The following is a 21963-nucleotide window of genomic DNA, read 5'->3' as shown; positions in this document are numbered from 1 at the left end:
TTCGGAGCGCCGTTCCGGTATATGAATCTACCGCGGCCGTTCCCCGCAATCGCAAGACTGCGCTCCGGTGTCCTGGCAAAACGTATTTATATCGGAATCACTTACCTCTCACCATGTCCCGGTCAGCACTGGTCGGCAACGTGACTGCGATGCTCGACGACGCGGGGTTCGCGGTTAGCGACCGGTGTGCCATCCGACCGAAGAGCTTCGACGTGGCGGCCCGGCGCGGTTCCGACCTGCTACTGTTGAAGATCCTCGGAAACATCGACGCGTTCGACGCCGAGACCGGCGTGGAGATGCGACGGCTCGGCACCTACCTCGAAGCGACGCCGATGGTCATCGGTCTGCGCTCGCGGAACCAGGACCTCGAACCCGGCGTGGTGTACTTCCGCCACGGCGTCCCGGTGTTCAGTCCGGACACGGCGCTCGACCTCTTCGTCGAAGGCGTGCCGCCGCTGGTGTACGCCGCGCCCGGCGGTCTGTACGTCAACATCGACGGCGACGTGCTGCAGGACGAGCGCAAAGAGCGCGGGTGGAGCCTCGGACAGCTCGCCACCGAACTCGGCGTCTCCCGCCGAACCGTCTCGAAGTACGAGGACGGTATGAACGCCAGCGTGGACGTGGCGATCGAACTCGAGGACCTGTTCGACCGCGAGCTGACGAGTCCGGTGGACGTGCTCGAAGGAACCGAGGAGGTCGTCGAGGACGCCGAACTGGACGAACCCGAGGCGGAACCGGACGACCAGCACATGTTCACCGTGCTCACCCGCGTCGGCTTCACGGTGCACCCGACGACCCGCGCGCCGTTCAAGACCGTGAGCGAGGACGAACAGGAAGACCGCGTCCTGACGAGTCACTCGGCGTTCAACCGCACCGCCGAGAAGCGCGCTCGAATCATGAGTTCCATCAGCCACGTCGCGCGGACTCGTTCGGTTTACTTCGTGGATTCGGCGCGGCGCGAGACCGTCGACGACACCGCGCTGGTCGAACGCGAGGAGGTCGAAGGAATCGACGACCCCGACGAACTTCGGAAGCTGATTCGCGAGCGGGCGAAGGCGTAATCCGTCGACTCGGCCTCCGCCTCCTTCCTCGCCGTTCTATCCGTCCCCACCGCCCTCTCCATCTTCGCCGCCCTCGCCGCCTTCACCGCCCTCGCCGCCTCCGCCGTTCTCACCGCCTTCTCCGCCTTCTCCGCCTTCGCCGCCGCCTCCCTCCTCGCCGCCGCCGCTCTCCTCGCCGCCTCCGCCGAATCGCGCGCAACCGGAGAGGCCGCCGACGAACAGTCCGACCGCACCGAGCAGTTGGCGTCGAGTCGTCATGCTCGTCGCTACGCGCGGGACTGTGGTAAATCGGACGGCCCGACGGCAAAAGTGACGACGATCCCCGCGTGGGGAGCGATAGCACCAAGGTTGAAGACGGTGTGGCTTCGCGTCGTTCGGCGGTCGGTACGGTCGTTTTGCGCGCTGTACTCGATTCGTCGCTTACCGACGTTTCGTCGTAGCTGTGCGATAGATGGCGTTCTAGTTAGTCTTCCGCGTTAATATTTGCAGTAGTTTTAACGCCCGTACGTTTCTTCGAGGTAGTTTACGATATCGTCGCTCTCGGCCATGCCCTCCACGCCGTGTTCCGGGTCGACCAGCACCGGAACGCCGGTCTGACCGCTCACTTCCTCCACTTCGTCGCGCTCCGCGTGGGCGCGCGGGACGAAGTGGGATTCGTAGTCGAGTCCGAGTTCGTCCAGTTTTCGCTTCACCTTCGCGCAGAACGGGCAGCCTTCGAGTTCGTATAGTTCGAGGTTCGACATGCGCGAACGTATGAACGGGCGAACTAAGAGTTTGTTGTTGGTGCACGAATCCGGAGCATTGGCGAAATAGGGGAGGTACGGTCGTCCTTCGACGGTGAGCGGACCCGAAGGAGTCGCGTCGTCAGACGTTTCCTTCCAAGACGCCGCTCGTTCGGACGAAGAAGTAAAGAACGAACGCCGCCGCGAGCGCCCAGTGTCCGAGGCGGGTGTCGTCCCGTTCGCCGGCCGCGAGCTTCATGATGGGATACGAGATGATGCCGGCGGCGATACCGTAGGCGATGGAGAAGGTGAAGGGCATGATGAGAATCGTCAGCCCGGCGGGAACGGTGTTGGTGATGTCGTCCCACGCGATGTCGACCACGTTGCCGAGCATCACGACGCCGATGACGACCAGCGCGATGTGCGACGCGTACTGCGGAATCGCCGCGGCCACGGGAACGAACGCCAGCGATATCAGAAAGAGGACGCCGACGACGAGCGCCGTCATGCCGGTGCGTCCGCCCTCCTCGACGCCCGACGCCGATTCGATGTACGTCGTCACCGTCGAGGTGCCGAGCATGCCGCCGACGGTGGTGCCGACTGCGTCCGCCATCAGCGGTTTGTCGATGTCGGGGAGGTTCCCCTCGTCGTTGAGGAACCCGCCCATCTGCCCGACGCCGACGAGCGTCCCGGCGGTGTCGAAGAAGTCGACGAAGAAGAACGTGAAGACGACGAGCGCGAACGAGAACGCCTCGACGCTCTGGAGCCCCGAGATGAACGCGCCCGCGAGCGGCGCGATGTTGTACGTCGCGTTCACCGGAGCCGGGGTGAGCGTGTTCGCCTGCACGAGTCCCAGCCACTCCGCGCCGTAACCCATCGCGGTCGTCGCCACGATTCCGATGATGATGGAACCCGGGATGCCGCGAGCGTAGAGCGCGAAGGTGAGAAAGAGGCCGACGACGGAGAGAATGGCGACGGGGTCGGAGGCGACGGGACCGAGGGTGACGTAGGTCGCTTGGTCGGCGACGACGACGTTCATCGCTTCCAATCCGATGATGGCGAGGAACAGGCCGATACCGGTACCGACGGCGAACTTCACCGGTTCCGGAAACAGGCGGATGACGAACTTTCGCGCGCCGACCGCGGTCAGCGCGATGAAGACGATTCCTTCCACGACGACCGCCGCCAACGCGGTTTGCCACGAGATTCCGAGCGCGCCGACGACCGTGAACGCGAAGAAGGCGTTCAGACCGAGTCCGGGCGCCTGTGCGAACGGCCGGTTCGCGTAGAACGCCATCGTCAGCGTCGCAACCGCGGCCGCGATGATGGTTACGACGGCGAGCATCGACACCGTCGCGCCGTAGGAGTAGTTCGCCAGTTGGATGCCGTCCTGAATCGGAACCTGCGGGCTGTCTGCGAGGATTCCCGGGTTGACCACGACGATGTAGCTCATCGTCAGGAACGTCGTCACGCCCGCGATGATCTCCGTCCGCAGGTCCGTCCCGTGCTCCTCGAAGCCGAAGTACTCACCGAGCGCGCCGAACGTACCCGAGTTCGCCGGTTTCTCGCTGGTGTCGTTAATCCCCATGGTACACGAATGAGCATAACCGCGAATACGTACTTAACTGTTCTCATCGAATCTGAGCACCTATGCGCATGCGTGTATAAAATCCGGGGTTTTTCGCCGTCCCTCGATGAAAATTCGCACAGACGTGCTTACTCTCGGACGGACGGGAGAGCGGCCCGCTACTCGAACGACGTGAGCGCGCCCACGGGTGCCTCGGTTCGCCCCTCGGCGCGCTCGATACCTTCCGTCCCCGCCGCGATGAGGGCGAAGACGCCGCCCACGTCGGCGTCCGCGTCGTCGGCGATGTCGAGGAGCAGTTCCTGCGTCTCGCCGGAGCGGATGAGGTCGTCCACGACGAGCACGGTTTCGCCGGGCGCGATGGCCGAGGCGGGGAGGTAGTAGGTGAGTTCGATACCCGAGGCGAGTCGCTGACGGGCCTCGATGAACTCCTCGACGGCGGTCTCCTTCGACTTCTTCGCGTAGGCGCACCGAGCGCCGAAGTAGCTCGCCATCGCGGCGGCGAGGGTGATGCCGTCGGTCGCGGCGGTCAGCACCACGTCGGGGTGGCCGAAGTCGAACGTCTCGGCGGCGACGGGCGCGACGAGGTCGAGGAACGACTGGTCGAAGACGACGCCGGAGTTGTCCACGTACCCCTCCGGGTCGAGACGGGTGCGGGCTTCGAGTTCCGCCGCGAGTTCCTCGCGCCCGACGCCCTCCACGACCGCTTCCGCGCGGTCGGTGCTCGGCAGGACGTGACCGTTCACGTAACGGTTCAGGTCCCCCGCGGGTAGGCCGGTCGTCGCGGCGAGTTCGTCGTAGGTGCGCGTCTCCTTCAGCATTCGGAGAACTGAGACGGCCTGCAACTGGAGATTGGCCTTCTCTGCTCGGTTCATACCCCTACCCTCACCTTCGTGCAACCTTGAACACTTCGATGCGAAACGATGGTCGTCTAAGCACAACCGTGTAACCGGTCGACCTCAGTCGAGGAAGTTAGGCTCGCGGTGTCTCTCCTCGCGCTCGCGTTCGAGGTGGCGTCGGAAGGCGGCGAGTTCGACGCCGTCCCGCTGGCGCTCTCCTCGGTCGCGGACGGATATCGTGCTCGATTCCGCTTCGTCGCTTCCGACGACGACCATGTACGGAACGCGGTCGTCGTGACCCGCGCGAATCTTCTTTCCGAGCGTCCGGTCGCGGTCGTCCACCTCGACCCGAAAGTCCGCGAGTTCGTCCGCCACTTTCTCGGCGTAGTCCGCGTCGTCGTCCGTGATGGGGAGGACGCGCACCTGTTCGGGCGCGAGCCAGAGCGGGAAGTTCCCGGCGAAGTGCTCGATGCAGACGCCCATGAACCGCTCCATCGAACCGAGGAGCGCGCGGTGAATCATCACGGGGCCATGTTCCTCGTTGTCCTCGCCGACGTAACCGATGTCGAGTCGTTCGGGTTGCACGAAGTCCAACTGCACCGTCCCTATCGTCCACCCGCGTCCGATGGCGTCGTTCGCGTTGATGGCGACCTTCGGCCCGTAGAACGCGCCCTCCCCCTCCGCGATTTGGTAGTCCAGTTCCTCCTCTTCCAGCGCCGCTCGGAGGGCGTTGTGGGCCCGTTTCCAGAGGGCGTCGTCGCCGATTGCGTCGTCCGGTTTCGTCTCCAGTTCGAGGAGGACGTCGAGGTCGAACGCCGCGTACATCTCGCGGATGACCGCCAGCGTGCGGGCGATTTCGCCCCGAATCTGATCCGGACGGACGAAGGCGTGGCCGTCGTCCTGCGTGAACCCGCGCACCCGCAACATCCCGGAGAGTTCGCCGGACTGCTCGTTACGATAGCACGTGCCGAACTCCGAGAAGCGAACAGGCAGGTCGCGGTACGAGCGTCGTCGGTGGTCGTAGATGGACGCGTGGTTCGCGCAGTTCATGGGCTTCAGTCCGTACTCGCGTCCGTCCTGCTCCCACGCGAACATCTCGCCTTCCTCCTTGAAGTGTTCGTAGTGACCCGACTTCTTCCAGAGGTCGGCGTGGTTGAGTTCGGGCGTCCGAACCTCTTCGTAGCCCAACTCGGCGTTCTTCTCGCGCACGAACGCCTCCAACTCGCGGCGAATCGCCATCCCGTTCGGGTGGAAGTGAACGCATCCCGGCGAGTGGTCGGGCACCGAGAACAAGTCCATCTCCTCGCCGATCCTGCGGTGGTCGCGCTTCGCGGCCTCCTCTTTGCGGTCGAGGAACGCCGCTAGCTCCGACTCCGCCTCGAACGCCGTGCCGTAGACTCGCGCGAGCATCGCCTCGTCCTCGTCGCCCCGCCAGTACGCCCCGGCGATTTCGAGGAGCGAGAGCGCGCCGATTTCGCCCGTGGACTCGACGTGCGGTCCCGCACAGAGATCTTCGAACTCGCCCTGGCGGTAGAACGTGACGGGGCCGCCCTCGCGTTCGATTTCGTCCAGCAGTTCCAGTTTGTACGGCTGGTCGGCGAGTCGGTCGCGCGCCTCGTCGGGCGAGACCTCCTCTCGAACGATGGGGTCGTCCTCGGCCACGATGTCGCGCATCTCCGCCTCGATAGCGGCGAGGTCGTTCCTGTCGAGTTCGACGCCGTCGAAGTCGTAGTAGAAGCCCTCGTCCGTCGGCGGACCGATGGCTAGTTTCGCGTCCGGAAACCGGCGCAGGACGGCCTGCGCGAGCACGTGCGCGGCGGAGTGGCGCAGGACGCGGACGTACTCCGCCGAGTCGGGCGTGACGACCCGCAGGTCGGCGTCGGAGGCGATTCGATGTTCCGGGGCGACGAGGTCGCCGTCGACGACTCCGGCGACGCAGTCGTCGCCCAGTCCGGGACCGATGTCGTACGCGACGGCCTCGACCGAAATCGGGCGGTCGAAGGCGCGGTTCGACCCGTCGGGAAGCGATACGACTACTTCGGATGCTGATCGTTTGCTCATGGTTGTAACTCGTGGTTGGATGAAAATCCGTCTCGCCACGCTCCCGGTTCGGCGGAGCGGTTCGAGCGCGAAGACGCTCCGCTCCTCGTGTCGAGAGCGGGCGGAGAAGCGACGATGGTGGTGACTAGATTAGCGGGCGAGAACCCGGCGTGTAAAGCAGTCACCCAGCATCGTGTTGCTCGACGGGAAATAATCGCGGTATCGTATAAATATCTTCCGCGCATTCAGTATCGCACTCTGCGCGGGGGGGAATCGCTACCACCGCGAATCCATCGGTCGCACCGTTCGTCCCGCGGCGAAAATAGAATCGGAAGTCACACGACCGTCTGCCGACGATGGAATCGCCGTCGCCGACCGAAAACGACCGCAACGACTTCCCGCTATCCGTCCCGCCCGTCGAGCAACTCCGATGCGGAGAGCAGCGCCTCCATCTCGACGCCCGCCTCGGCCAGATTCTCGCGTCCGCCTTCCTCCCTGTCCACGACGACCAGAATCCGGTTCACCTCCGCCCCGGCCTCCCGCAGGGCCTCGACCGCGTCCACCGCGCTCTGGCCCGTGGTCACGATATCCTCCAGCACGACGACTTCCTCGCCCTCGTTCAGTCGGCCTTCGACGAGATTCGCGGTGCCGTACTCCTTTTTCTGCTTCCGGGCGATGACGTAGGGGAGCCCCGTCTCGACGCTCGTGACCGCCACGAGGGGCACCGCGCCGAGCGCCACGCCGGCCAACTTCGTCTCCCCCAGTCGCTCCGCGAACGCTTCGGCGACGAGTTCGAGGCAGCGGGGGTCGGTCTCGAAGAGGTACTTGTCCACGTAGTAGTCGCTCGTCCCGCCGTGGGACAGTTCGAACTCGCCGTACCGCACGGCGTCCGCGTCGCGCAGGGCGTCGATGAGTTCTTGGCTCGCCATGCCGGAAATCGGGCGCGGAGCGGGTTTAAAGGTAGTTCTTCGAGACGCCGACTCACCACGGTTCGTTCTTCAACCCGAGCACGTACGCGACGACGTTCGTGAGCAGATGGAGGAGCGGCGTCACCAGAACGACCACGGTGAGCACGGGGAGCGTGAAGGTGTCGAGCGTCCACTCCGGCGCGGAGAGCGAGGTGAAGAGGAGCGCCATCACGACGAAGTCGAGTTGGTCGACGCCCGGAAACGACGCCCCGCGCGCTCTGCCCGTCCGACGCTTCAGAAAGGAGGCCGCCATGTCGCCGAGCATGGCTCCGGCGGGCATGGCGAGGACGACCGCGAGCGGAAACGCCGGGAGCGACACGTCCAGCGCGTCGGCGAACCCCGGACGAACCGCGTTCAGTCCCCACGCCAGCACCGCCCCGGCGGCGATTCCGGCGAGCGTCCCCCGCCACGTCTTTCCGTCGCCGAGGAGTCGCCGCCCGTTCCACGTTCGCCCGCCGTCGATGGGCGCACCGCCACCGGCGACCACCGCCACGTTGTTCGGCACGTAAGCGGGCAACATCGCCCAGACCGCGACGACCACGACATCGAAAACGACAACGTCGAACAACTCCATAATCGAGAAGAAACCCTCGGGGTCTTAAGAACCGACGGTCTGACGTCGTTATATATAACCATAAGACGCGGGGGTGCAAACCCCGGAGTATGATTCCACCCATCGCCAATCGATTCGTCGCGGGCGAGACGCCGGCGGAGGCGCTCGACCACGTGAAGGAACTGAACGAACGAAACGTCAACGCCATCCTCAACCTCCTCGGCGAACACTACGACGACCGCGGACCGGCGGACGAGGACGCGGAACACTACGTCCGACTGCTCGAAGATATCGACCGCTCCGACCTCTCGGCCTGCGTCTCGGTCAAACCCTCGCAGGTCGGTCTCGACGTCGGCACGCACGTCTTCCGAGAGAATATGGAGCGCATCGTCGACGCCGCGGACGACACCTTCGTCTGGATCGACATGGAGGACCACACGACGACCGACGCGACGCTCGACGCGTACGAGGAACTCGCCCGCGAACGCGGCGGCGGCGTCGGCGTCTGCGTGCAGGCGAACTTGAAACGGACGGAAAGCGACCTCGAACGACTCGCCGACGTTCCCGGCAAGGTGCGACTTGTGAAGGGCGCGTACGACGAACCTTCGGAGGTGGCGTACAAGCAAAAAGAGCGCGTCGACGCCGTCTACCGCGAGTACCTCGCGTACATGTTTCAGGAGTTCGACGGCGGCGTCGCGGTCGGGAGCCACGACCCGGCGATGATCGAGTACGCCAAAGACCTCCACGAGGAGTACGGCACCGACTTCGAGATTCAGATGCTGATGGGCGTGCGCGAGGACGCCCAGTACGACCTCGCCCGCGACTACGAGGTCTGGCAGTACGTCCCCTACGGCGGGAAGTGGTTGTCGTACTTCTACCGCCGCGTAATGGAGCGAAAGGAGAATCTGCTGTTCGCGGCCCGCGCGGTTCTCGGTCGATAACGCGAACGTTGCAACTGGTTTATATTCCTGCACACAAATGCTACACCTAAATGTCCTCGTGGAAACGTGACGCCGGTAGCGGACTCATCGTCTTAGCCCCCCTCTTGGTCACCGCGTACATCGTCGCGTGGCTGTTCCTCAAAATAGCTAACTTACCGTTTTTGGGAGACATCTCGGAGACTACCTTCTTCGGCGTAATTCCCGGCGACCTCGTCCGCGTCGGCATCGTCCTCGTGGTGTTCTCGATGCTCGTGCTCAGCGTCGGCTACCTCATGCGAACGACGGTCGGCGGCATCGTCGAGAACACCATCGACGGAATCATGAATCGACTGCCCGGCCTCCGAATCGTCTACAACGCGTCCAAGATGGCCGCCGAAACCGCGCTTTCGGACACCAACCAACTCCAGAAACCGGTTAAGATAGAGACGTGGAACGGACTTCGGATGACGGCGTTCAAAACCGGAAAATCGACCGACGACGGCCGCGAACTCCTCTTTTTACCCACCGCACCGAACATCACGACCGGGTTCGTCGTGGAGGTCGAACCCGACCAGTTCACCGAAACCGACGAGTCCGTCGAGGACGCCCTGACGCGCATCCTGAGCGCCGGGTTCGGCGAGAACAGCGACGCCGGAATTCCCATCAACGTGACCGACGAGGGCGAAGACCGCACCGAGACGCCCCCGCCGACCTGATTCGCGCCGCCGTCGGTGCTAGACTTTTGTGGGGTGCGCCCCTCTACTCGTCCGATGAACTGTCCCGAGTGCGGAGACGAGCGACTTCCGTTCGCGGTTCCGCCCGACCTGCGCGAACACGTTCCGTCGGAACCGGCATCGGTGTTCGTTTGTCCGCGGTGTCTCTCGCTCGAACCCGCGGAGAGTCCGGAGACCGAACTCACCGACTTCTCCCGAATCAGCGACGCGCTTCCCGACGACGAGGAGGCGGCCGCCGCCGTGGCGCTCGCCGCCGCGCTCCTCTCGTCGCTCGCGCTCCACCGTCAGCGCATCGACGCCCTGCTCGACCGGGTGGAACGGGCGGGAATCGACCCGTTGCTCGCCCTCGATAGGCTCGCCGCCGATCCGGAACTCGAACCCAACTTCGACATCGAATCGCGGCGTCGGCAACTGCTCCAACTGCGGGGGTAGTTCCTCGAAGCCTCAACTTTCTTGATGCCGACCCGCAACTAGCGACGTATGCCGGACGACTGCATCTTCTGCCAGATCGTGGCGGGCGACATCCCCAGCAGAACCGTCTACGAGGACGACACCGTGTTCGCGTTCCTCGACGTGAATCCCCTCGCGCCGGGCCACACCCTCGTCATCCCGAAAGACCATCACGAGACGCTCGGCGACCTGCCCGACGACACCGCCGCCGACGTGTTCGCGGCGCTCCACCGCCTCGCACCGACCGTCGAAGACGCGGTGGACGCCGACGCGAGCAACGTCGCGTTCAACAACGGCGAGGCGGCGGGACAGGAAGTTCCGCACGTCCACGGACACATCATCCCGCGATTCGAGGGCGACGGCGGTAGACCCATCCACGCCATCGCGGGTTCCCGCCCCGACCTCTCGGACGAGGAGTTGGACGACATCGCCGCCGACATCCGGAACGCGCGGTAACTCCCAGATTTTTATACCATTCCGGATCTATTCCGATTCGAAACCGTGAAACGAACTGCCGCACTCGTCGGCGCGACCGGAGGGGCCGGAACGACCCGTCTCTGTCTCGAACTCGCCGCCATCCTCGCACACGACGGACGCGACGTTGCGATCCTCGACGCCGCGTTCGCCACGCAGGGTTTGGCCCGTCACGCGCCCGGTCGCATCGACACCGACACCACCGCACTCCTGACCGACGACGCCGACCCCGACCTCGCCGATGCGTTGGTCGACCATCCCGCGGAAACCGCCGGACGACTCGCGCTCTGTCCGACCTACGCGCCGTTCGAAAGACTCGCCCGCGCCAAGACGGCCCGCGCCGCCCGGCGATTCGAGACGCTGGTCGAGCGGGCGGACGGCGAGTTCGACCACGTTCTCGTCGACACGCCGCCGGTCGCCGCGAACCAATCGTTCGCCGCGGTGAACGCCGTCGACTCCGTCGCGCTGGTCGCACCCGCGTCTCGGTTCGGTGCCGACGCCGTACAGGGAATGCGCGGTCGACTCGCCGACCTCGGGACGAGTGCCGACGCCGTTCTCGTAAATCGTGCGGACGATGCCGAGAGCGAGCATCCGTTCGCGGACGCCACGGCGATTCCGACGAGCGATGCGGCCGCCGTCGAGCGCGTTCCGACGAGTGCGCCCGACCTCGACCCGGATTTCTCGCCCGCTATCGCCGACGCGGCAGAATCCGTCTTCGACACGTCGCTCGACGTGGAGTTCCCGGAGGAAGGTCTGCTCGATATCGACGCGGAAAAGTACCTGCCGGACGCCCTCTCCTGAGACTCTCGGCTACGCTTCGAGTTTCGCCGAAATTCCTTTCAGAGTAGATCGCCGACGCCGCTCATCGTCTCGGCCAGCGCGTCGCGCTTTCTGACGGTCGCGTCGCCGCCGAGCGCCAGCGCACCTTCGACCGCTTCTTTTGCGCCGTCCAACGGTTCGTGCGTTTCGACGAACGTCGCCAGCGCGAACTCGGTTTCGTTCGCCCCCGTCAGGCTTCGCGCCTCCGACCGGGAGAGGTCGGCGGAGAGCCAGTCTCGGATGATTTCGTGACCCATCGGCGGGAGCGGTGAGACGCCGTCCGCGCCGAGCAGGTAGAGCGCCTTCGCCGCGGTTATCGGTGCGACACCGGCGCGCCGGGCGCTCTCGCCGACCGACGAACCGGTCGTGTACGATTCCAGCACCGCGACGGCCGCGTCGGGGTCGCACGGCAACGATTCGGCGAACTCCGCTAGTCGCTCGTGGAGCGCTCGTCCGGTGTCGTCCACGGTCGCGACACCGCGGTCCCGTTGCTCGGTCGTCACCTCCAGCCCCGCGGCGATGTCCGACAGCGCCATGTCCATCCCTCGTTCTCCCTCCGACTTCAACGTTGGTGACAAGTATCAAATCTGATAATCCTTTTCGACGGGAGCGTACCGGTAACCGGTACGTTCTCTCCCGCCGAAGTCGATCCTTTCCCCGAATCCTGCGCTCGTTTAAATACCATCTCGGGAGAAGTTTCGACTGTGATGAGTACGACGACACCGACCGAAACGTGTCCCGAATGTCACAACCGAGTCCGCGAACGCGGCGCCGAGTCCGTCTGCACGGAGTGCGGGCTGGTCGTCGCCGAGGACAACTTAGACCGCGGTCCCGAGTGGCGGTCGTTCAGTGACGACGATACCGACCGCAAGCGAACCGGCGCACCGCTAACCCGTTCGCGCCACGACCGCGGACTGTCGACCGAAATCGGCTATCGGGACGGTGCGGTTCGATTCACGGGTCGCAAGCGACGGCGCGTGATGCGGATGCGCCGCCAGCACAAGCGCGCCAAGATATCGTCGAAATCCGAGCGCAATCGGGTGTACGGTTTCACCGAGATTCGCCGACTCGTCGGCGCGCTCCAACTGCCCGCGAGCGTTCGGGACCGGGCGTGCGTGCTGTTCGAGTCCGCACAGTCCGAAGATCTACTCCGCGGTCGCTCGTTGGAAGGGTTCGCCGCGGCGACGGTGTACGCGACCTGCCGCACCGCCGCCGTGTCGCGCACGCTCGACGAGGTCGTCGAGAAGGCCCGCGCCGAGCGGAACGAACTGACCGCGGCGTACGACGCGCTCAACCGCGAACTCGGCCTGCCGACCGGGCCGATCGACCCTCGCCAGTATCTCCCCCGCTTCGCCAGCAGACTCGACCTCCCGATGGCGGTCGAACGACGCGCCGAGGAGTTCGTGACGGCGGCGGAGTCCCGAAATCTCGTCAGCGGTCGCAACCCCGGCGGCGTCGCCGCGGCCTGCCTCTACGCCGCCTCCCGCGAGTGTGGTGCGGCGATCACTCAACGCGAAGCCGCCGACGTCGCCGACGTGACGCCCGTGACGCTCCGTTCGACGTATCACGACCTGCAGGAGTGAACCGCCCGTCCGAGTTCTGCGAACCGTTCCGCCGGCACGCTCTCCGGCGCTATCGCCGCCACCGGTTGACCGTGTCGCTGTGCGCGCGCGACAGTCTCCGATTCCGGAAACGTCGTCACCGGTGCGCCGAGCGTTCGTTCGACGGTTTCGACCGGCGGATCCGAGACGACCCTGTTCAGCACCGCCCGAACGAGGCCCGCGTCGAGTCGTCGCGCCAGCGCCCTCGTCCGAACCGCGTCCGCCAGCGCGAAGGCTCGGGGGGCGGTCACGAGCAGGCACGCGTCCGCCGCGACCAGGGGTAGCCCCGCGTCGGCGGCCATCCCCGCCGGACAGTCGATGACGACGTGCTCGTACTCCGCCGCGACCCGTTCCATCGCTCCGACGAAGGCGGTCAGGTCGCACGCCCGCGCACCCGCGAGCGTGCGACCGCAAGGGAGCACGGTGACGCTCCCCGCGGACGAAACCGCTTCGCACGGTTCGGCTCGCCCGGCGAGCACGTCGTGTAAGTCCGGCCCGCGCGCCGTCGGAAGATCCGCCATGGCGAGGTCGGCGTCGACGACGACGGCTTCGAGCTCGGCTCCGAGATTCAACGAGACGGTCGACTTTCCGACGCCTCCTTTCCCGCCGGTAACGGCCAGAATCACGCGTTCCCTCCCGTTATCTCGTCCGAAGTCGGTTCGGCGCGCGCTCGAAGGTCGTCCACGCGCTCCGCGACCGCACGAAGTGCCCGTCGACACTCGCCGAGCGCCTCGCCTCGTTCGACGTGCGTCTCGACGGCCGAGAGCCACGACTCAACCGCGGTCGGAAGCGAGGGATGCGCGGGAGCCGGAACGGCGTCCGCGGGCGGTCGAGAGTCGCCGAGCGCTCGCACGACGCCCTCCGCGGTGGGTTCGACGTCGATCGATACGTCCGAACCGTCGAGACCCGCACCAGCCGGGACGGTCGTCTCGGTTCCTGCGCTCGCCCCTCGCGTTTCGGCGGCTCGTTCCGTCCAGACGATTTCCGCGGGCGGTTCGACCGGTTCGGCGCGGCTAGCGTAACCGAGCGAGCGACGGTCGCCCGCACCGACGACACCTTCGAAACCGCCGGAGTCCCAGCCGGCTTCCGGGACTCCCTCGGTTCGAGGTGGCCACACCTCACCGTCGAGTCGATTTCCGACCCGCACCCTGACGGGCGTCTCGGTCGGATTCTCGACCATCAGTTCGACCACCGTGACGGTCTCGTATCGTCCGCATCGCGCGTCTGTGGACCAGCGGAGCGTCACCATGCCCCGCGTTGGTTCCGTCTTCGGCCTTAAACCTGTAGTACGGCCGCGTCGAGACACTCGGCGGCCGATTCCGGCGTTTCGAATCGGTCGCACGCCAACACGACCGGCGCGTCGAGGGCGGCGATTCGCGCCAGCGCCAACGCCGCCGTCACCGCGTCACCCTCGAACGCTCCGGGTTCCGGAACCCGTCCCCGGCCCGGAACCGCATCGACCGCGGCGACGAACGATTCGTGAACCTCCCGCGAGAGGTATCGACGAGCGTCCCGTTCGAGGTTCTCCTTTCGGTCGCGGAGGCGGAGCCGTTTCTCTCGTCGGTCTCTCGTCGAACGCCGGTTCGCCCGTGCGCGTTCGAGCGCCTGTTCTGCGGCGATTCTACCCGTCTCCGCTTCGGAGAGCCGTCTCGTCGTTTCTCGCAACTTCGACTCGGCGTCGGTCGAATCGTCTCCCGCCTCTCGAAGCGTCCGCACCCGCCCGCGAAGCGCGGCGATCCGTTCCCGAAGTTCCGTCTCCGACCCCCCGACGTCCGCCGCGCGTCGCCGTTCCGCTCGAAGCGATACGTCCGTCACGTCGATCGAATCCAGTTCGCTCGCGAGCGCCGCTATCTCGTCGTCCTGTGGCGCACTCGTTTCGAGCGAGCGCGCGACGGCGGCCGAGGCGGATCGTGTACGGAGCGACATTCCCGGTTCGATGACGCCCACGTATTCGTGCGCCGGGCCGGGTTCGGGACAGTCGACGACCGGCGACTCGGCGTGGCCCCGAATCGCCTCCGCAATCGCCTCCGGCGAAACCGGCCGTTCGGAGAGGTCGACGGCTCGCCCGAACAGCGCCTCGCCCTCGACTTCGATCCTCATAGCTCTCCGTCGCGCATCGTCTCCGGACTCGGATGCTCCGTCCCCGCGGCGAACTTGTGATACGGCGTGCTCGGATGTTCGCGATTCTCGTACGCTCTCGCGGCCCGGCGGACCGAGTCCGGCACGTCGGAGAACTCGTTCAGCGGAACGGTGCGCTCTATCTGCACGTCCTCACCGTGTTTTTCGCGTAGACGAAGCGCGAGGAAGGCTCCTAGCTCCGTCGCTTCCAGTAGTGCTACACGCCCGAACCGCCGGACGACACTCCCCTCGTGAGCGGTACAGACGTTTCGAAGCGTCTGCCGGGCGGAACGCGAGTACGTAACTATCAGCAACACGCCGAAAGTTACCGACGTAATCGATTTAAAATTACCTCACCGAGTTCGGACTATCCATTCTCCGTCGTCGAATTCGACGACGGCATCGAACAGCGTCTTCAGCGTGTTGACGGTCTGTGCGTCGTGAGCGTCCGGGTCGAGGTGGAAGTGGGCGGTCACGCCCGCCGTGGCGAACCGCCCGGTGAGGACGTGGAGGAACTTGTAGACGGTCTGCGCGTCGGAGTACTGGAGCAGGGCGGTCAGCGAGTGGAAACAGACGACGGTCCGGTTGCCGTCGCCGTGCCACTGCCGGAGCACCTCGCTGGTCTTGATTCCCAGCCCCGTCAAGTCGCCGGGATTCGAGAGCGTGTCGATGACGGGGTCGGCCCTCACGTCGGTCGTCGCCTGCACCGCGGTCGCGGCGGTCACCGAGCGAACGGTCTCTCCGACGCTGAGGAATCGAAGGTTCGCCGGTCGCTCACCGGCGTGCGAGAGCCAATCTTGAAGGCAACCGTCCGGCGAGCGCGTGAACGTAATCCAGAGGACGTTCTCCTGTTCCGGCGTCGTCCGCGTGAGCAGGTCGATACAGAGTTCGTCGGTTTCCGTGCTCATCGAAGAACCGAGCACGAGGACGCTCGATTCGTCGTCCAACTTCGTCGAAACGTCGCTCATGAGTGGTCGGCCTCGGCGATACCGCGCTCGTTCGCCGCGTGGTCTCTCCCATGACATTTCCCGTACATTATCGGGCCACCTCCATTATTATGGAGCTGATAAGTTCTGAACCCACCGTCCGAGCTGTCACGTTTCACACACCTAAACACGCAGTTTTCGTCTCTAGTATTCGACAAACATACTTATCTATTTTTCCATATCAAAGTTATCACTACATTCTATATAGTTTCCATCTCGAATTCCAGATCCTCGGCATCGAACAGGTCGCCGACTCGCTCGCGCGCTTCGTCCTTCGAATCGGCGACGACGACGATACCGTCGGCTCGCTCGTCGCCGCGCGCTCGGTACGCCGACAGGTCGCGCTCGCTCTCGAACTCCGTCGCGTACGTTCGGAGTACGGCCACCACCCGTCGTTCCGTCTCCTTCAGGCCGTTCTCGTCGGATTCGAAATCCGAGAGAGCGTCTTCGATGTTTCGAAGCGCGGAGATCCGGTCCATATCAGGTCGTCCGCAGATGGTCGGTGGACGGCTCGTACACCTCGCCTTTCTGTTTCAACTTCTCGATCTCGTGCTCCGCCTTCGAGGGGTCCATGCCGATTTCGTCCGCTCTGTCGAGGACGGTTTCGACGGGCGCGCCCTCGTCGTACTCCTCTTCGATGTCCGCGATGAGCTGCTTGATGTTCTTGATGCGGTCGCGCTGGGACTTCGACGTTCCCGTCTCGACCACGTCGGCGTCGAACTGCCCCGTCTCGGGGTCGACGCCGATGTCCTGTAGCTGCGTTCGAACGATGTCGATGACGCGGTCCGCGTCCTCCTGCTCGACCGTGTCGGACAACCGGACGCGCGCGCTGGCCTCCGAGAGGCGGACGAGGGCCTCCAGTTTTCGGGCCGTGACCGGGACGGGGGCGTCTTCGTCGGCACCTTTCGATCGCAGGTCGACGTAGAAGTCCCGTATCGCTTCGCGGGCTTCCGGCGTCATCGTCGGGTAAACGTTCGATTTCGCGTAGGCGATGTACTTCCGCAGGAGTTCGGCGTCGATGGCCGGAGCCACCTCCTCCGTCTGGCTCTGAACGTCCTCCTCGCTGATATTCGGCGCGTTGATCTCCGTTCGCTGGGTGTTCAACTCGCCCGCGAAGTTGGTCTGGAGGATGTGCTCGGCGAGTTGCGCGTCTTTATCGGGGTCGGGCTGGTCGGTCACCGTGAAGATGAGGTCGAACCGGGAGATGAGCGCGGGTTCGAGGTCGATCTGCTCGCCGATGGACTCGTACTGGTCGAACCGCCCGTACTTCGGGTTCGCCGCGCCGAGGAGCGAACAGCGCGACTTTAGCGTCGCGTTGATTCCGGCCTTGCTCACGCTGATCTTCTGCTGTTCCAACCCTTCGTGCATCGCGGAGCGGTCGTCGGGGCTCATCTTGTCCAACTCGTCCACCGCCGCGATACCCTTGTCCGCGAGCACCAGCGCGCCCGCTTCGAGCGTCCACTGCTGGCCGTCGCCGAAGTCGTCGCGAACCGCGGCGGCGGTCAGACCCGCCGAGGACGACCCTTTCCCGGAGGTGTAGACGGACCGAGGCGCGATGTGCTGGATGTACGAAAGCATCTGCGATTTCCCCGTCCCGGGGTCGCCGATGAGGAGCATGTGGAGGTCGCCGCGAATCCTCGACCCGTCCGGGAGGTGCTTCGTCACGCCGGAGAACAACTGGAGTATCATCGCCAGTTTCTCCTGGTCGTAGCCGTAGATGGCCGGCGCGATGGAACCGACCATCTGTTCGTAGATGTCGTCCTCGTTCGAGAGTTGGATGATCTCCTCTTTGTCCTCGTCCGTGATGTCCATGTCCTCGAACTCTTCGTCCTCGATTTCGACCGTCGTACCGTCCATGTAGACGTCGAAGACCGCGGACTTGTCCTGCCCGCTCCCCTGCTGTTCCAGGTGCAACACGCCCGTCACCGTCACGTGGTCGCCTGGCGACACCTTTCCGGTGATGTCGTCCTCGATGTGGACGTCGATGCTCTGGGGCGTCTCGCCGCCGCGCAGGCCCTCGGGACTCTCCTGAACGCGAAGCTTCTGGGAGTCGATGAACTCGGACTGATCGAAGTTGATGCGGAACGGTCCCTGTCGCTCGCAGCCCTGACACTCGTGGGGTTCCTGAAAGTCCCCGCCCGCCTGCGGGATGTACGTCAACGTCCCGCAGCGCTGACATTCGAAGGCGGCCTCCTGAATCTTCGGTCGAACCCCCGTCGCTTTGCGGATGATGCCTTGTACGCTCACCAGGGTGTTGACGTGCCGGGCGCGAATCGCGCGGATCTCCGTCGTCTCCGGGAGGTTTCGTACTCGGATGTGAGCCTGACCGAGACTCACGTCCACGGGGAGGTCGTACAACCGGAGCGCCTCTTCGGCGTACTCCTGTAACTGCTGCGGTTGCGCGAGATAATCGTCGGCGATGTCCGCGTCGTACCGATAGAGGTCGTCCCAGTCGATGTACAGCGAGCGCTTCTCGTTCGGGTACTGCTGTGCGAGCTCCCCGACCTCGTCGCCGTAGTACCGCCGGTAGAACTGCTCGAACCGGTCTACCAGTTCCGTATTCTCCGCACGTGCCATTCAGTATCCATTGGTGCTCGATTACGTAAGAAGTTTCGCAAAGTCGTGTCAGATATCTGCCGTCGATGCGGGGTCTTCCGGGCCGGCGAGGTCGGGCGCGGCGTCCGGCAGGTACACGTGGTTCTCCGCGCCGAGTCTGACGCGACGTATCCGCCCGTTCGCTTCCATCTCGCGGAGGAGCCGACTGACGCTCGACCGATTCAACCCCGTCTCGGCGAGTATCGCCTGCTGGCGCTGGTTGCCACCGCGCTCTTCGAGCAGGCTCACGACGTACTCCTCCGGCGTGACGCCCGTCTCCAGCGCGAAGTCGGCCATCGACCGACCGCCAGCGGACTCGCTCGCGTCGCGTTCTCCGTGTCCCGCCGGTGCCGATTTCGCGCCGACGATTCCGGCGTTCACCCGCGAAATCGCGCGGCGTAACCGCTCGATGAGTTTACTGCCGGCCACCGATCGGCGTCCAACGAGTCTCATGCTCGCCCTCGTATATGCAGTAACAAATATTAAATCGAACGGAAGATATGTCCGCACCGCTAGGGTGGTCAGCGGATAAACGACTTGCGTGCACAACCCCGTTACCTTCGGCGTCGGAGGCCCCATCGTAAGGTATGCTGGGACCACTGACGGTCGGCAAGAAGGCGGCGAAGTTCGGCTACCGGCGGTTCGGCAAGCCCGGTGCCGTGGTGTTCGGCGCCGGGTCCGTCGGCGGCTACTACCTCGTCAAACGAAAGCTCAAATCGAAGGCGACGCAGGGACGCCGCGAAGACGCGGCGTCGGAGCAGGCCGACGGGCACGACGAGAGCGTTGAATCCGACGATCCGAGCCGGCAAGCGGAGTAGCGAGCATACTGATTAGGGGCCTCGACGAGGAGTGCTAAATCGGTACTAGGACCGCTACCCCGGCTTCTGCGGTCCGCTAAAGAGCCTTCTTTGCGCGTTCGTACACGCCCTATGCGGAAATTATAAAAACACGATCAACTCGGGAGAGTGATGGTCAGCCCAAGGCCGGGAGAGTTTGGATCTTCAATAAATACGCGCGTAGGAACTCCCGTTTTCCAGACTGCGTCCACATCGCCGGGGTCAATAGTACCTACGAATGGACCAGCGTCACCATTCCGAATCTCGTCTTGACCGTAATCGAAATACTCATCATGAGGTTGCACCTGCCCGCTGATGTCAATGGTGTAATTATACCCGGGCCAGTCCGGGTTCTCGTCTCTATCCACTTTAACTGCCGTTTTCATATTTGCTGTTTCTTCGCTGATCTTTATCCATCCATAATCGTTATAGGTGACATTAATCTGAGTGATCGAATCGCCAGAATCCATCCAGAAGTTGTCTACTCCTCCGTCACTAACCTCCCCAGCTACAAAGTCATCTCCAGAGCCTGGGAATGTGTCGTGTTGCTCAGCCTCTGAACCCCTTTTTAGGTCGTCGTAGCCTGTGGTAGTGTGCACCTGATATTCCCAGTAATTGCTGTTGGAATACACCCGTATTTCATCCGAGTTAGCTGCTGCTGTCCCAGTCGCGGCGATTCCACCGGCAACCCCGATTCCAAGGGTCGCAGCCGATCGGAGGAAGCGTCGCCGTCCACGCTTTTTCTCGCTCATGTTCCATCGGATTTAGAAACGTTCCCTCATTATATCTTTTGGAATGGAAATGGATCATATATCTTCACATACCCGACCAGATCTTTTGATAGATCATTTCCTGAAACCGGATAGAAACGCCTGCTAGATGAATGGAGGGACGTCATCCTTTCAGGATTACCAGCAGGAGTTGCACCAGTTGCCTAGCTCGCTCAGAGGATCTAGTCGAAGTGCTGACAAAATACGGATGAATTCCGCCGCGACCACGACATCACACCGGCCCACGCACCCGCTGCGTACTGGCGAATATACCCCAGACCGAGTTGCACGTTTCTGTACAAACGCGAACCGAGAGAACGTCGAAAAGAGTATCTAGCGGTTAGGACCGAGCCAGATAGCACCGGGTAACACCGCTACACGGTGGAACATCTTGCTACCGGTGCAATGATCCGGAGATTCGTTCGGATCGTCCGGGAACTGTACGACGAACCTCACGTCGAGGGCGGCCGTATCACCGTTCGATACAGCCGCTCGGGTGACCAAACGCGTTGGCTACGAACCGTGCAAAACCGGATGGGATCGCCCGGATTTGAACCGGGGTTATCGGCACCCAAGGCCGAAAGGATACCAAGCTACCCCACGATCCCGTACAACGCAATAGCGTGTTTACCTTGTAAAGCGTTTCGTTTAATTTGAAGCTGGCACCGACCTCGCGTCGGTCTCGTCCCACGTCGGACTCGCTTCGACGCGATTTGCGATTTCCGGCGGTAGGCCCGCACCGGTCGGCGGCGACGTTGGCGAAGCGTTTTCTCCACTCGTCGCACGACGTTCGGCGGCGTGTTTCACGGGGTGAACGAACGTTCACACCGTGTACTATCGATCACGGGGTAATTATAAGGGAGTACCTGGGAGAATATATTTTGTCGATGGAAGGTCCCAGCTACTTACGGTGGCTGATGTCGGAGTTCTGGCGTCATCACCAGCCCCGCACCATTCCTTCGACACCGCTCATCTACGTGAGTGAATGGTTACTTCGGCCCTCCGGCGGTTTCTAGACGTTCACGCTCTGTTAGATTAGCGCTCGACCCGATCCGCCTCCGCACGGAACTGGTTGTACTGGTCCTCCACCCAGTCGAACAGTTCTTCGTCGGTGCTATCGAGACACGCTTGCAGTTGCCCGCTGTCGGTGTGGGCACCGACGAAGACCCGATCGTCGAAGAGGGCGAAGCCGAACGAGAGGTCGTCCGGATACACGTAGAGGGAAAAGTGATCGGTCTCGAACGCTTCGGCGATGTCGTTCGGGTACGCCGCTTGAGCCACGCTCCAGACGGTTTCGTCGATGATGAGTTCTATCTCGGTTCCCGTTTCGATGAACGACTGGGTCGATTCGTTGAACTCGGGGCTCACTATCGGTGAGACGCCGTAGTATCGCTCGCTCGAAAGCTCGGTGATCTCGGTCGTGCAATACTGTAGCGGTGCGTGCGGGTTCTCCGGCGTCGCGGTCACGACCGTACCGGAGTCGAACCCGGCGAGCGGAATATCGAGACCGAGATCGCCGAGGTGCTGGAAGAACATCTCGTGAGCGTTCACGGTGGAAATCGTTTCGAGGAGCGAGCCGAACTGGTCGAGGATTCGTTTACCCACTACGGTGAGTTCGTAGCTACCATTGACCGACTTCACCCACCCGTACTGCTGTACTGTCTCTAAGTTCCGATGGACGGTCGCTCGTGAACACGTACAGCGAGTCGTGAGCGTACTCGGGTCTAACGGTTGGTCACGTAGTTTTCGGAGGAGACAGAGACGGGTTGGCGAGCTAGCGAGAAAGTCAACCTGTTCTCTGGAGTCCATCGTCGGTCACTCGGATACATCACTAATTAACGCTGTTGGTGGAATTCTCCTCCGCGGCAGTCCACCGTTCGCCGACCAACGGA

Annotated in this window: 26 protein-coding genes and 1 tRNA gene; 8 read left to right on the top strand and 19 right to left on the bottom strand. The window is 63.7% G+C overall.

All coding sequences use genetic code 11. The features are described 5' to 3' along the window. Window positions 1–113 precede the first annotated feature (113 nt). Entirely contained in the window at window positions 114–1061 is a 948-nt protein-coding gene (locus tag LIX00_RS09675) for a transcriptional regulator (RefSeq protein ID WP_227352985.1), read from the top strand. Between the two features lie 36 nt (window positions 1062–1097). Here LIX00_RS09675 and LIX00_RS09670 read toward each other — a convergent pair whose 3' ends face one another. From LIX00_RS09670 to LIX00_RS09640, 7 genes are all read right to left on the bottom strand, one after another. Then, window positions 1098–1319, bottom strand: a complete 222-nt coding sequence (locus tag LIX00_RS09670) for a hypothetical protein (protein WP_227352984.1) — start codon at window positions 1317–1319, stop codon at window positions 1098–1100. A gap of 236 nt (window positions 1320–1555) precedes the next feature. Beyond that, the gene (locus tag LIX00_RS09665) at window positions 1556–1804 is read right to left on the bottom strand and encodes a glutathione S-transferase N-terminal domain-containing protein (RefSeq protein WP_227352983.1); all 249 of its coding nucleotides are present in this window, start codon (window positions 1802–1804) and stop codon (window positions 1556–1558) included. A 121-nt stretch (window positions 1805–1925) separates the two neighbouring features. Beyond that, window positions 1926–3371: an NCS2 family permease gene (locus LIX00_RS09660; protein ID WP_227352982.1), complete on the bottom strand. Its 1446-nt coding sequence runs from the start codon at window positions 3369–3371 to the stop codon at window positions 1926–1928. A gap of 158 nt (window positions 3372–3529) precedes the next feature. Then, window positions 3530–4243, bottom strand: a complete 714-nt coding sequence (locus tag LIX00_RS09655; RefSeq protein ID WP_227352981.1) for a phosphoribosyltransferase family protein — start codon at window positions 4241–4243, stop codon at window positions 3530–3532. Between the two features lie 84 nt (window positions 4244–4327). Continuing rightward, window positions 4328–6268 carry a threonine--tRNA ligase gene (gene thrS / locus LIX00_RS09650; RefSeq protein ID WP_227352980.1) on the bottom strand — a complete coding sequence of 647 codons (1941 nt, stop codon included), beginning with the start codon at window positions 6266–6268 and terminating at the stop codon, window positions 4328–4330. Between the two features lie 380 nt (window positions 6269–6648). Next, entirely contained in the window at window positions 6649–7176 is a 528-nt protein-coding gene (gene pyrE / locus LIX00_RS09645; protein ID WP_227352979.1) for an orotate phosphoribosyltransferase, read from the bottom strand. Window positions 7177–7228: 52 nt separating this feature from the next. Further along, window positions 7229–7789: a CDP-2,3-bis-(O-geranylgeranyl)-sn-glycerol synthase gene (locus LIX00_RS09640; RefSeq protein ID WP_227352978.1), complete on the bottom strand. Its 561-nt coding sequence runs from the start codon at window positions 7787–7789 to the stop codon at window positions 7229–7231. 89 nt (window positions 7790–7878) lie between these two features. On the opposite strand from LIX00_RS09640, the gene LIX00_RS09635 reads away from it, so the two are divergent. The 5 genes from LIX00_RS09635 to LIX00_RS09615 are packed head-to-tail and all read left to right on the top strand — an operon-like array spanning window position 7879 to window position 11147. Next, the gene (locus LIX00_RS09635; RefSeq protein WP_227352977.1) at window positions 7879–8709 is read left to right on the top strand and encodes a proline dehydrogenase family protein; all 831 of its coding nucleotides are present in this window, start codon (window positions 7879–7881) and stop codon (window positions 8707–8709) included. A gap of 50 nt (window positions 8710–8759) precedes the next feature. Continuing rightward, the gene (locus tag LIX00_RS09630) at window positions 8760–9404 is read left to right on the top strand and encodes a DUF502 domain-containing protein (protein WP_227352976.1); all 645 of its coding nucleotides are present in this window, start codon (window positions 8760–8762) and stop codon (window positions 9402–9404) included. 54 nt (window positions 9405–9458) lie between these two features. After that, a complete protein-coding gene (locus LIX00_RS09625; RefSeq protein ID WP_227352975.1) occupies window positions 9459–9854 on the top strand; it encodes a DUF6276 family protein in 396 nt (131 codons plus the stop codon). Between the two features lie 48 nt (window positions 9855–9902). Continuing rightward, entirely contained in the window at window positions 9903–10328 is a 426-nt protein-coding gene (locus tag LIX00_RS09620; RefSeq protein ID WP_227352974.1) for an HIT family protein, read from the top strand. A 45-nt stretch (window positions 10329–10373) separates the two neighbouring features. Continuing rightward, window positions 10374–11147, top strand: a complete 774-nt coding sequence (locus LIX00_RS09615; protein WP_227352973.1) for a ParA family protein — start codon at window positions 10374–10376, stop codon at window positions 11145–11147. A 38-nt stretch (window positions 11148–11185) separates the two neighbouring features. Here the strand turns inward: LIX00_RS09615 and LIX00_RS09610 are convergent, their stop codons facing one another. After that, complete coding sequence (locus LIX00_RS09610; protein ID WP_227355687.1) at window positions 11186–11701, bottom strand: DUF7858 family protein; 516 nt, start codon at window positions 11699–11701, stop codon at window positions 11186–11188. A 171-nt stretch (window positions 11702–11872) separates the two neighbouring features. Between LIX00_RS09610 and LIX00_RS09605 the strand changes: the two genes are divergently transcribed. After that, window positions 11873–12748: a transcription initiation factor IIB gene (locus LIX00_RS09605; RefSeq protein WP_227352972.1), complete on the top strand. Its 876-nt coding sequence runs from the start codon at window positions 11873–11875 to the stop codon at window positions 12746–12748. Here LIX00_RS09605 and LIX00_RS09600 read toward each other — a convergent pair. The 8 genes from LIX00_RS09600 to LIX00_RS09565 form a co-directional block, all read right to left on the bottom strand. Further along, window positions 12730–13392, bottom strand: a complete 663-nt coding sequence (locus LIX00_RS09600; protein ID WP_227352971.1) for a P-loop NTPase — start codon at window positions 13390–13392, stop codon at window positions 12730–12732. The two genes, LIX00_RS09605 and LIX00_RS09600, sit on opposite strands and share 19 nt — an antisense overlap. Continuing rightward, on the bottom strand, window positions 13389–14015 hold the full coding sequence (locus tag LIX00_RS09595; RefSeq protein WP_227352970.1) for a DUF7857 domain-containing protein: 627 nt from the start codon (window positions 14013–14015) through the stop codon (window positions 13389–13391). Before LIX00_RS09595 ends, LIX00_RS09600 begins: the two co-directional genes overlap by 4 nt. Before the next feature lie 26 nt (window positions 14016–14041). Further along, on the bottom strand, window positions 14042–14866 hold the full coding sequence (locus LIX00_RS09590) for a DUF7856 family protein (protein ID WP_227352969.1): 825 nt from the start codon (window positions 14864–14866) through the stop codon (window positions 14042–14044). After that, on the bottom strand, window positions 14863–15201 hold the full coding sequence (locus tag LIX00_RS09585; protein ID WP_227352968.1) for a DUF7855 family protein: 339 nt from the start codon (window positions 15199–15201) through the stop codon (window positions 14863–14865). Before LIX00_RS09585 ends, LIX00_RS09590 begins: the two co-directional genes overlap by 4 nt. A gap of 36 nt (window positions 15202–15237) precedes the next feature. Further along, a complete protein-coding gene (locus LIX00_RS09580; RefSeq protein WP_227352967.1) occupies window positions 15238–15852 on the bottom strand; it encodes a DUF7504 family protein in 615 nt (204 codons plus the stop codon). Between the two features lie 218 nt (window positions 15853–16070). Further along, window positions 16071–16349, bottom strand: a complete 279-nt coding sequence (locus LIX00_RS09575; RefSeq protein ID WP_227352966.1) for a DUF7854 family protein — start codon at window positions 16347–16349, stop codon at window positions 16071–16073. Between the two features lies 1 nt (window position 16350). Then, window positions 16351–18447, bottom strand: a complete 2097-nt coding sequence (locus LIX00_RS09570) for a minichromosome maintenance protein MCM (protein ID WP_227352965.1) — start codon at window positions 18445–18447, stop codon at window positions 16351–16353. Window positions 18448–18495: 48 nt separating this feature from the next. Continuing rightward, complete coding sequence (locus tag LIX00_RS09565; protein ID WP_227352964.1) at window positions 18496–18918, bottom strand: helix-turn-helix transcriptional regulator; 423 nt, start codon at window positions 18916–18918, stop codon at window positions 18496–18498. Between the two features lie 134 nt (window positions 18919–19052). Between LIX00_RS09565 and LIX00_RS09560 the strand changes: the two genes are divergently transcribed. Then, window positions 19053–19283, top strand: coding sequence for a hypothetical protein (locus tag LIX00_RS09560; RefSeq protein ID WP_227352963.1), 231 nt, complete (start codon window positions 19053–19055; stop codon window positions 19281–19283). Between the two features lie 134 nt (window positions 19284–19417). Here the strand turns inward: LIX00_RS09560 and LIX00_RS09555 are convergent, their stop codons facing one another. From LIX00_RS09555 to LIX00_RS09545, 3 genes are all read right to left on the bottom strand, one after another. Continuing rightward, window positions 19418–20053 (bottom strand): hypothetical protein, encoded by a 636-nt coding sequence (locus LIX00_RS09555; protein WP_227352962.1) that lies wholly within the window; start codon window positions 20051–20053, stop codon window positions 19418–19420. Between the two features lie 553 nt (window positions 20054–20606). Next, window positions 20607–20679 (bottom strand) — tRNA-Pro (locus LIX00_RS09550). Window positions 20680–21106: 427 nt separating this feature from the next. Then, window positions 21107–21880 (bottom strand): helix-turn-helix transcriptional regulator, encoded by a 774-nt coding sequence (locus tag LIX00_RS09545; protein WP_438267040.1) that lies wholly within the window; start codon window positions 21878–21880, stop codon window positions 21107–21109. Window positions 21881–21963 lie beyond the last annotated feature (83 nt).

This window comes from Haladaptatus salinisoli (genome assembly GCF_020614375.1).
GTDB classification, from domain to species: domain Archaea; phylum Halobacteriota; class Halobacteria; order Halobacteriales; family Haladaptataceae; genus Haladaptatus; species Haladaptatus salinisoli.
Note: the sequence above shows the minus strand (reverse complement) of the source record. Positions and strands in the feature narration are given on the sequence as shown.

Excerpts from the sequence above, each read along its gene's own strand:
- LIX00_RS09570 (WP_227352965.1), bottom strand. The coding sequence starts at position 18,447 with ATGGCACGTGCGGAGAATACGGAACTGGTAGACCGGTTCGAGCAGTTC.
- LIX00_RS09580 (WP_227352967.1), bottom strand. The coding sequence starts at position 15,852 with ATGAGCGACGTTTCGACGAAGTTGGACGACGAATCGAGCGTCCTCGTG.
- LIX00_RS09655 (WP_227352981.1), bottom strand. The coding sequence starts at position 4,243 with ATGAACCGAGCAGAGAAGGCCAATCTCCAGTTGCAGGCCGTCTCAGTT.
- LIX00_RS09635 (WP_227352977.1), top strand. The coding sequence starts at position 7,879 with ATGATTCCACCCATCGCCAATCGATTCGTCGCGGGCGAGACGCCGGCG.
- LIX00_RS09590 (WP_227352969.1), bottom strand. The coding sequence starts at position 14,866 with ATGAGGATCGAAGTCGAGGGCGAGGCGCTGTTCGGGCGAGCCGTCGAC.
- LIX00_RS09560 (WP_227352963.1), top strand. The coding sequence starts at position 19,053 with ATGCTGGGACCACTGACGGTCGGCAAGAAGGCGGCGAAGTTCGGCTAC.
- LIX00_RS09670 (WP_227352984.1), bottom strand. The coding sequence starts at position 1,319 with ATGACGACTCGACGCCAACTGCTCGGTGCGGTCGGACTGTTCGTCGGC.
- LIX00_RS09675 (WP_227352985.1), top strand. The coding sequence starts at position 114 with ATGTCCCGGTCAGCACTGGTCGGCAACGTGACTGCGATGCTCGACGAC.
- LIX00_RS09620 (WP_227352974.1), top strand. The coding sequence starts at position 9,903 with ATGCCGGACGACTGCATCTTCTGCCAGATCGTGGCGGGCGACATCCCC.
- pyrE (WP_227352979.1), bottom strand. The coding sequence starts at position 7,176 with ATGGCGAGCCAAGAACTCATCGACGCCCTGCGCGACGCGGACGCCGTG.
- LIX00_RS09545 (WP_438267040.1), bottom strand. The coding sequence starts at position 21,880 with ATGGACTCCAGAGAACAGGTTGACTTTCTCGCTAGCTCGCCAACCCGT.
- LIX00_RS09575 (WP_227352966.1), bottom strand. The coding sequence starts at position 16,349 with ATGGACCGGATCTCCGCGCTTCGAAACATCGAAGACGCTCTCTCGGAT.
- LIX00_RS09555 (WP_227352962.1), bottom strand. The coding sequence starts at position 20,053 with ATGAGCGAGAAAAAGCGTGGACGGCGACGCTTCCTCCGATCGGCTGCG.
- LIX00_RS09610 (WP_227355687.1), bottom strand. The coding sequence starts at position 11,701 with ATGGCGCTGTCGGACATCGCCGCGGGGCTGGAGGTGACGACCGAGCAA.
- LIX00_RS09665 (WP_227352983.1), bottom strand. The coding sequence starts at position 1,804 with ATGTCGAACCTCGAACTATACGAACTCGAAGGCTGCCCGTTCTGCGCG.
- LIX00_RS09630 (WP_227352976.1), top strand. The coding sequence starts at position 8,760 with ATGTCCTCGTGGAAACGTGACGCCGGTAGCGGACTCATCGTCTTAGCC.
- LIX00_RS09565 (WP_227352964.1), bottom strand. The coding sequence starts at position 18,918 with ATGAGACTCGTTGGACGCCGATCGGTGGCCGGCAGTAAACTCATCGAG.
- LIX00_RS09595 (WP_227352970.1), bottom strand. The coding sequence starts at position 14,015 with ATGGTGACGCTCCGCTGGTCCACAGACGCGCGATGCGGACGATACGAG.
- LIX00_RS09625 (WP_227352975.1), top strand. The coding sequence starts at position 9,459 with ATGAACTGTCCCGAGTGCGGAGACGAGCGACTTCCGTTCGCGGTTCCG.
- LIX00_RS09605 (WP_227352972.1), top strand. The coding sequence starts at position 11,873 with ATGAGTACGACGACACCGACCGAAACGTGTCCCGAATGTCACAACCGA.
- LIX00_RS09640 (WP_227352978.1), bottom strand. The coding sequence starts at position 7,789 with ATGGAGTTGTTCGACGTTGTCGTTTTCGATGTCGTGGTCGTCGCGGTC.
- thrS (WP_227352980.1), bottom strand. The coding sequence starts at position 6,268 with ATGAGCAAACGATCAGCATCCGAAGTAGTCGTATCGCTTCCCGACGGG.
- LIX00_RS09660 (WP_227352982.1), bottom strand. The coding sequence starts at position 3,371 with ATGGGGATTAACGACACCAGCGAGAAACCGGCGAACTCGGGTACGTTC.